The sequence below is a fragment of the Salegentibacter maritimus genome (assembly GCF_016236915.1).
Taxonomy (GTDB): Bacteria; Bacteroidota; Bacteroidia; order Flavobacteriales; family Flavobacteriaceae; genus Salegentibacter; species Salegentibacter maritimus.
In genome coordinates this window covers 1-7,211 of the sequence record NZ_JAEHOK010000044.1, presented here as the reverse complement: position 1 = coordinate 7,211, position 7,211 = coordinate 1, and the positions used below count along the sequence as shown (strand labels likewise).

Annotated in this window: 6 protein-coding genes; all 6 read right to left on the bottom strand. The window is 30.8% G+C overall.

Annotation, left to right across the window (positions count from 1 at the left end):
* Positions 1-905: 905 nt before the first annotated feature.
* Positions 906-1,115: a PLDc N-terminal domain-containing protein gene (locus I6U49_RS16655; protein ID WP_198629678.1), complete on the bottom strand. Its 210-nt coding sequence runs from the start codon at positions 1,113-1,115 to the stop codon at positions 906-908.
* A gap of 759 nt (positions 1,116-1,874) precedes the next feature.
* Positions 1,875-2,975: an LEM-3-like GIY-YIG domain-containing protein gene (locus tag I6U49_RS16650; RefSeq protein ID WP_198629677.1), complete on the bottom strand. Its 1,101-nt coding sequence runs from the start codon at positions 2,973-2,975 to the stop codon at positions 1,875-1,877.
* Positions 2,976-3,153: 178 nt separating this feature from the next.
* Complete coding sequence (locus I6U49_RS16645) at positions 3,154-4,485, bottom strand: TlpA family protein disulfide reductase (protein WP_198629676.1); 1,332 nt, start codon at positions 4,483-4,485, stop codon at positions 3,154-3,156.
* Between the two features lie 630 nt (positions 4,486-5,115).
* Complete coding sequence (locus I6U49_RS16640) at positions 5,116-6,315, bottom strand: HEPN-associated N-terminal domain-containing protein (RefSeq protein ID WP_198629675.1); 1,200 nt, start codon at positions 6,313-6,315, stop codon at positions 5,116-5,118.
* A gap of 128 nt (positions 6,316-6,443) precedes the next feature.
* Positions 6,444-6,812 carry a helix-turn-helix domain-containing protein gene (locus I6U49_RS16635; protein ID WP_198629674.1) on the bottom strand — a complete coding sequence of 123 codons (369 nt, stop codon included), beginning with the start codon at positions 6,810-6,812 and terminating at the stop codon, positions 6,444-6,446.
* A gap of 11 nt (positions 6,813-6,823) precedes the next feature.
* The gene (locus I6U49_RS16630; protein WP_198629673.1) at positions 6,824-7,120 is read right to left on the bottom strand and encodes a type II toxin-antitoxin system HigB family toxin; all 297 of its coding nucleotides are present in this window, start codon (positions 7,118-7,120) and stop codon (positions 6,824-6,826) included.
* Positions 7,121-7,211 lie beyond the last annotated feature (91 nt).

The following is a 7,211-nucleotide window of genomic DNA, read 5'->3' as shown; positions in this document are numbered from 1 at the left end:
AACGTATAGGTATAAACGCACGTTTTAATTGCGTTTATACGACGTTGTGTGCAGTAATTTAGTATAAATTTATTGATTATAATGAATTTATCTCAATTACGTAGTCATCACGAATTGGAGATAGAGAATTTTAAAAAGCTTTTTATTTTTTTAGTTATTCATTTTATCATCCGATAAGGTGAGTTGCTAAAAAAAACCGCAGGATTCAACCAACTTTAGATAGCTTGAAAATTAGCAGAAAAACCCCCATAAAAAATGTGGTCTTTTTCTACTAACTTTATTAAACTTTTTAACGTGTCAACGTTATGATAGTGCCACTATCAACGATGCCAATCGCAAAAGTTTAGAACAGAAATCTTTATTTTCTGTTTGAAACTATCTAAAGTTTCCTTTTTCTTCTCCTGCATAAAAATCTTTTTAATTTCCTGTTATTCGTGATTATTGCATACAACGGCCGCGATTAACGCCAGTGTGCGGAATTTGGCACGCGGAGTAGTCGGCTTACTGTTTTGTTGTTTGGAGTTCTAATTTATTCTTTTTCCTGGAATACCGCATATTGGCTTCGTTAATCGCTGTTAGCTATAGTTGCGAAACATTTGAGTGAGGTTAACGTTGCTCAAGCCACTAAGGCGAATCTTGCTAAAATTAGTTACTCTACTTATCTTATTTCAATAAAAAATCAGCTGGAATTTGTCAATTTTGATGAATCTATTTTATGGAAAAAGATCCTCTTATTTTTTTATCAATTTCAATCAAGACTAAGAATTTTTTAGAATTGATCTCTTACTTGAAATTTCTAAAAATTACTCATATTAATTTTTGGTCAAATCGAAAAATCTAAGTTCTAAATATTTGAATTTTATCGATTATCTCATACTTCTGAAAGATCACTTCTGGCTTAGTAGCTAAGCCGTTTTCTTAATTCTTTGTTTTCTGCCAATAAGGAAGTATAAAATTACTCCGAAAAAATTAAAGAAAAATACTATTAATATCCAGATCAGTTTGTTGTTTCCGGTAAATTCATTTCTAACGATATCAACTATTGCGATTAATGGTGTTAAGAAAACGCATAATATGAGTACAAGTTGTGGAGCACCAATGGCTAGAGTTGTCATAAAATATTTTATTAATTGTAATTTGATTTTTTTGAATCGATATTTTTATTCGGATCTCTCAAATGTAACTAAATTTATATAATTTCAATTTTTGATTATTCTATTTGGTTCGGATTTGTCAGCTGGAAGCGAAAATGAGCAATTATAGCTAACGGTCTTGGTTAAGGGAAGTAGCGTGTAGGGAAGAGCTAACTTGTCGGCTTAACCAGGTTTAATTTAGACTTCTAAAATATAGAATTTTAGCTAAACCTTAGCTATTTTCTTTAACCGATGTTACTTGCTGTAGCGACTCATTCGAGTAAGCACGGGAGATTTGCCGACCACGTTTTAGTTTTTATTCTTTGTCAGCCTTTTTCTTGTAGAACTTTAGATTTTGAGTGAGTATTTATTTTTCTCATTTTTTGAGCAAGAGTGAGAAATTTTTTATCTCTATTTTTATTAAAATTATCTCTTATAAACTCTATTTAATTCTAAGATTTTTAGCCCGTTAGAGTGAGTGTTAGTTTTATTTTTTGTTCTCTTTTTTATTAAAATCAATCCTATAGTTCCGCTTTTAGAAGTCCGCGTAACAGTGAGTTTTTCTTATTAAAGTTCTCTTTTTCTGTCCGGAGCTATTGCAAGTAACGGTCTCGGTTATCGCCAGTTGGCGGAGTAAGGGACGCGGATTTGTCGGCTTAGTGTTGGTTTGTTGGTCAAGTTAATTATTTTCTTTCTAACGGTGCCGGCTATTGGCGATGAACCGTTGTTGTAAATAGTTGTTTACTGTGGGCTTATTGTTTTGGTCAGCTTACCATTTTCATCATAGTGAAAGTAGGAGTTATTTTTAAACTCTACTTCTTTTTGACCATTTTTGAACCATCTATCATACTCTTTCTTTCCATTCCCTCTTCTAATTCTAATATACTTTTCACCACTTTCATAATAGGTTGTTCTTATATACTCTGAATAACCATTTAATAATTCTTCTTTAATGCTTAAATTTCCGTTTTCAAACCATTCTAGTGCTTTATCGAAAGGCTTTCCATTCTTAGTTCTATTAAATGCTTTTTTATTTCCATTATTAAAATAAGATTGGTAGTCAACAAGATTATTTTCTTTGGATATTTCTATTCTTAAAACATCTTCTTGGTAGCTTGATAGTTTAAAGGAGTTTTCTGTTCGATTTTTTAAATCAAATTCTTTGTGCAAATTTGAATCAAGAATATCAAATCTTGAGAAAGGAATTTCTTCTGATATATATAATTCATTCTTTAAGAATTTTGAATAAATACCATTAGCGATGATTGGAAGCTTTTCTAATCTTAAATAATTCAATAAGCGTAATTGAACCTCTCTTACGCCTTCTTTAAAAAGTTCATTAAGAGTAAGCTGTTTGTTAAATGAACCATCATTATTGTATCTGTAGATATTCTGATCTCCTCCAGTATTTAGATAGTCGAAATTGGATATTTTTTTAATTTCTAAAAACTTATTTCCTCCAAATAGTCCTAATCTATTAATATCAAAATTTGAATTAAAATTTTTATCATAGAATATTGGATCTCCTGATTTCCAATTTCCACCTGGAACAAGATTAGTTAAAATACCTTCTGAAAATACTTCACGTCCTAATTTATAGATTAAGACTTTTTCTAATTCGTAAGCTGTATTCTCATCAAGATTAGGAAATAATATTTCTATTTTAACTTCTAAACCATTTTCTTGAATTTCTTTTATTCGGTCAATCTTTCCAGAATTGAAATCAAGACGATTTTTCTTTAGATGTGAAGAATATCTTTTACCCGTTCCTTTCCCAATATAGAAGATTTGATCATCTCTAGGATCGATAAGTCCGTAAACATAAAATCTATTATTACTCAAATCTTTCTAAACAATTATTTACAACGGTCCCGGCTATCGCAAGTTGCGGGAGTAAGGACGCGGATTTGTCGGCTTAGTTTTTTTATTAATTGATTTCTAAAATAGCAATTTTCAGAAAACTGCCCGTTATTTGCGATGAGCCGTTGTTGTGCGTAGTATTCTAACCTTGACCATAATTTTAAAGTTTTGAAAGTTGTTTTTCTAAATCAGGATTGGAAGGTCTCTTTGCATCAGCATCTATAAAATCACCATATTTGTCAATTAATATAAATCTTGGAATTCCACTAATTCCATAATTGTTTTTAAATGTTTCGTCTTGAAATGCAATCAATTGAATACTCTCATTTAAATTTTTATCATCTAAAAATTTCTTCCAATTTTCTATTTTATCTTTCTTATCAATTGAAATAGAAACAAAATTTACATCGGGAAATTTCTTTTGAAGCTTTTTTAAAGATGGAATTTCTTCTATGCATGGTGCGCACCATGTTGCCCAAATATCAATGTAGGTAGGTTTACCTTCAAAATCTTCTATGGATACTATATCACCATTTTGATTTTGTAATTCAAAATAAGGTGCTTCACTTCCTTTTTCTAATCTTTTAAGAGCATTGTAGGTTTGGTTGATTTCTTCTTTAAAAGTGTTACCCTGAACAGCTTGGGTAACAAGTTCATTAATTTCGTCAATTGAATCATCTAAACTTAAACCAAGTCGAAGGCCATATTCGAATAATTTGTCTTTAGTTTCTCCTTTTGGAAAATCTTGATTTACCTCATTCAAAAAGGCTAGCTTAAATTGTCCGTTATAATTTGATAATTTTTGTTGAGCTAACCAATCGTAGTAATTTTTGACTGTGCTTTGATAAGTATAAGAATTTTGAAAGTTGGTAGTATCTTCATAATTGAAATCCTTCAATCTTGCTAAGTAATTTTCTGAAACAATGAAATTCGTGTCTTTTGTCAGAAGAGGATGCATTTTTAAATAGACGAGAAGATTATTTTGATATTCATATTCTAATTCATTATTTTCTATTTCTCTAAAATTTTGCGCAAGATCAGCGGTTTTTGAAAGTTGAGACTTTTTTCTTGAATTTATCAATTGCAAGAAATCATTTTCGTTAAGTTTATAATTTACATTTTTTGATAACCTTTTATCTAAGAGGTATGTGTTAATTTCTTTGGTTTCTCCATTGTATTCAACTGTACTTGGAAAATTTTTAGCATCTATTACAATCTCAATGTGGTCCTTTCTTTTGATAAATATTGGAATAGAGTTTTGAGCAAGAGAAAGAAGATAGTAACCATCTTGATTTAAACTAAGAGTATCTTTAAGTCTAAATGAATTGCTTAAAATCTTTCTTTCATATTCTAAATCATATCCGGAAATAAAAATTATTTCATTTTCTGCATTGTCAATTTTAATGTCTATCGTAGTAAATTCTTTCTCGTTATCGCATCCAAGAAAAATTGAAAAGACTATTAATAAGGTGATTTTTAAATTCTTAATCATTGTATCTTTTTTGAATATTACGCACAACGGTTACGGTTATTGACAATTTGCGGAGTAGGGAGTGCGTATTTGTCAGCGTAAACATTTTTTGTTGGTGACTAAAATAATCAAATTCAGTTAATTTGCCCGCAATTTGCCATAACCGATGTTGCAAACTGTACTAATCCGATTTATTCTATCATGCTTTTTTAAACAGTCTGCTTTACGCTTAGATTGATATTTTAATTTTAAGCACATTTAAAAACTTTACTTCACTTTTTTTGTTAAGATTATATTTTGCGCGCTGCTTGGATTAAATTTTTAGTTTTCGTTTAATTTTTATCCGTGCTTTTGCTTTTTTTCTTCTTTTCGGGATTCCTCTTGTGGAGTTTTTTTGCGTATTGCTTTTAAGTCCGCGAAGTGATTTTTGTTTCTTTATTCTCTTTTTCTTTTAGATTTCAGAATCCTGGATTTTTTTCTTTCTAAATTTCAATTTTTGTTCTTTACAATGCGCAAAGATTGGTTTTGGTTCTTAGTTCCGATTTTTATGGTATTGTTTGCAACGGTCTCGGTTATCGCCAGTTGGCGGAGTAAGGGACGCGGATTTGTCGGCTTAGTTTTGGTTCGTTGGTCAAGATAATTATTTTCTTTCTAACGGTGCCGCTTATTGGCGATGAACCGTTGTTGTGCGTAGTTTGATACTTCCTCTATCTGTATATCTACTAAATCTAAATTTTCTAAACATTCTTCATTACCCCAAAATATTACAGATGAAGAATGATTAACGTTCTTAGAAGAAGGATAGATTAGTCCTTCAATTCTGAATTTTCTATTGTTATTAAATGGATATCTGAGAAATTCTGTAACTACTTGAGTAGGGACATACTCAATGTGTTCTTTTCCATCTTTTTTAATATCCTTGGTAAAATCCTTTACCAAATCGTAGAGAAATTTAATTAAGTAGAAATTTTTAATTCTATTATGAGCAAAGATGCTTGGTTGTTTGGGAAGCTTATTAAAGTCAATTACATACAAGTCTTTCTTAACCGTAAACTTTGAAATTGTAATGTGCGTTTTTTTGGGATCCTCCCGGCTAATAGTTTCAAGTATAGCTGTTTTGGGATCAAATGCAGAATAAAGCATTGAGACTCCCGATGGACTAAACCTGTTTGGGTATATAGCATATTCTTCCGGAGGCGCCACTAATCTGCTCTTTTCTTTAATTGTTTCCGATTTAGAATGTTGTCTGCATCTATATATTGTTGAGCCTTTTTCAATTTTCTTAATCAAATTCATTTGGTTAGAAAGGCGTGCAACTTCTTTTAGGATTTTATACGCATTTCTACTTTCCTCTGATGAATTATGTTGATGGAATAGATATCTAGATTTATGTTTTATAATATCTTTAAAATAGCTCCATTGGTACATTAATTCATCACGTTCAGTATCATAGTACTGATCCGGTTCCGACCAAGCAATATCTTCAATAGAATTTACTATATCTTCTGTAAGCTCAAATGGCTCTGTCTCTAGCCCAATCCGCTCCTGAATTAATTCATCTGGAGTGTATACTGTACCTTGATAACCACCCTCTCGACCATTATAACCCATAAAATTTCCTGCATCCTCAAAAAAATTTGAGATTCCAAGCATCATAAACTCCATTAGGTTTTCTAAACTAACAACCTTCAATTCTTTTTCACAGTAATCACAATATCCTAGTTCGTAATTTTTTCTAATGAAGTTCTTGATGGCATTATCATTAATGTGTTTAACACAAACATTTTTATCGGGAATGGACATTAGATTTTGCATCTCAAATTCCATCATTCTTTTTTTTGCTCCTCCCATTTATAAATTCAATTGTTTTTCAAATTACGCACAACGGTTTGCGGTTAACAACAGCTGGTGTTCAGATTTTGAATTTAGTTACTTTTTCAATTACCAATTGTTTGTTAACCGATGTTACCCTTTGTTTTTTACTTCGAGAGCTGATAATTGTTCACAAGAACGGATGCAGAAATATGTAAAATCCGTTCTAATTCTCGAATCATATCTACTGTCAATCTTTTCTTTTTGTTTAAGATTTCCGAAACCCTGCTTTTTCCTCCAATAATTCCAACTAAATCTTTTTGTTTGAGATTCATTTCTTCCATTCTTATTTTAATTGCTTCTATTGGATCTGGAGCTTCTATTGGAAAATGTTGATTTTCGTAATTCTCGATTAAGAGTGATAAAATTTCCGCTTCGTCTCCTTCTTTTGAATTTGAGTCAGCATCAAAAATTACTTCTAATCTTTCTAAAGCTTGTTCGTAATCTTTTTCTGTTTTTATTGGTTTTATTTTCATAGTCTTTTGTTTTAAATCGTGTCCGCATTCACTTTATCATACTCGGCGTGAGTTCCCACAAATCGTATAAACGCCCATTGTCTGTCATAGTTGAATTTTACAATCAATCGATAGGAATTTCCTTTTATGTTGAAAACCACTCTGCTATCTTTTAAAATGCTTGCGTTTATGTAAGTTTTCTTAATATCGTTTGGTGACTTCCAATTTGATGATTTTGCGGTTTCATACCAAGTTTTCAAATATTGCTCGGAATCGGAATGCTTCTCCCAAAATTCGCGTAAAGTTCTTTTTGCAATTATTCTTTTCATAGATTAATTTCTACTACAAAGATAAATAAAAGTTCTCTATTTTAGAACATTTGTTATCAGTTTTTCTTTTGTGAAAATAAAGGGTAACGGT

What these genes read in the sequence shown, in the direction of transcription:
- I6U49_RS16655 (WP_198629678.1), bottom strand. Translation starts at nt 1,115, where the DNA reads ATGACAACTCTAGCCATTGGTGCTCCACAACTTGTACTCATATTATGC.
- I6U49_RS16645 (WP_198629676.1), bottom strand. Translation starts at nt 4,485, where the DNA reads ATGATTAAGAATTTAAAAATCACCTTATTAATAGTCTTTTCAATTTTT.
- I6U49_RS16640 (WP_198629675.1), bottom strand. Translation starts at nt 6,315, where the DNA reads ATGGGAGGAGCAAAAAAAAGAATGATGGAATTTGAGATGCAAAATCTA.
- I6U49_RS16635 (WP_198629674.1), bottom strand. Translation starts at nt 6,812, where the DNA reads ATGAAAATAAAACCAATAAAAACAGAAAAAGATTACGAACAAGCTTTA.
- I6U49_RS16630 (WP_198629673.1), bottom strand. Translation starts at nt 7,120, where the DNA reads ATGAAAAGAATAATTGCAAAAAGAACTTTACGCGAATTTTGGGAGAAG.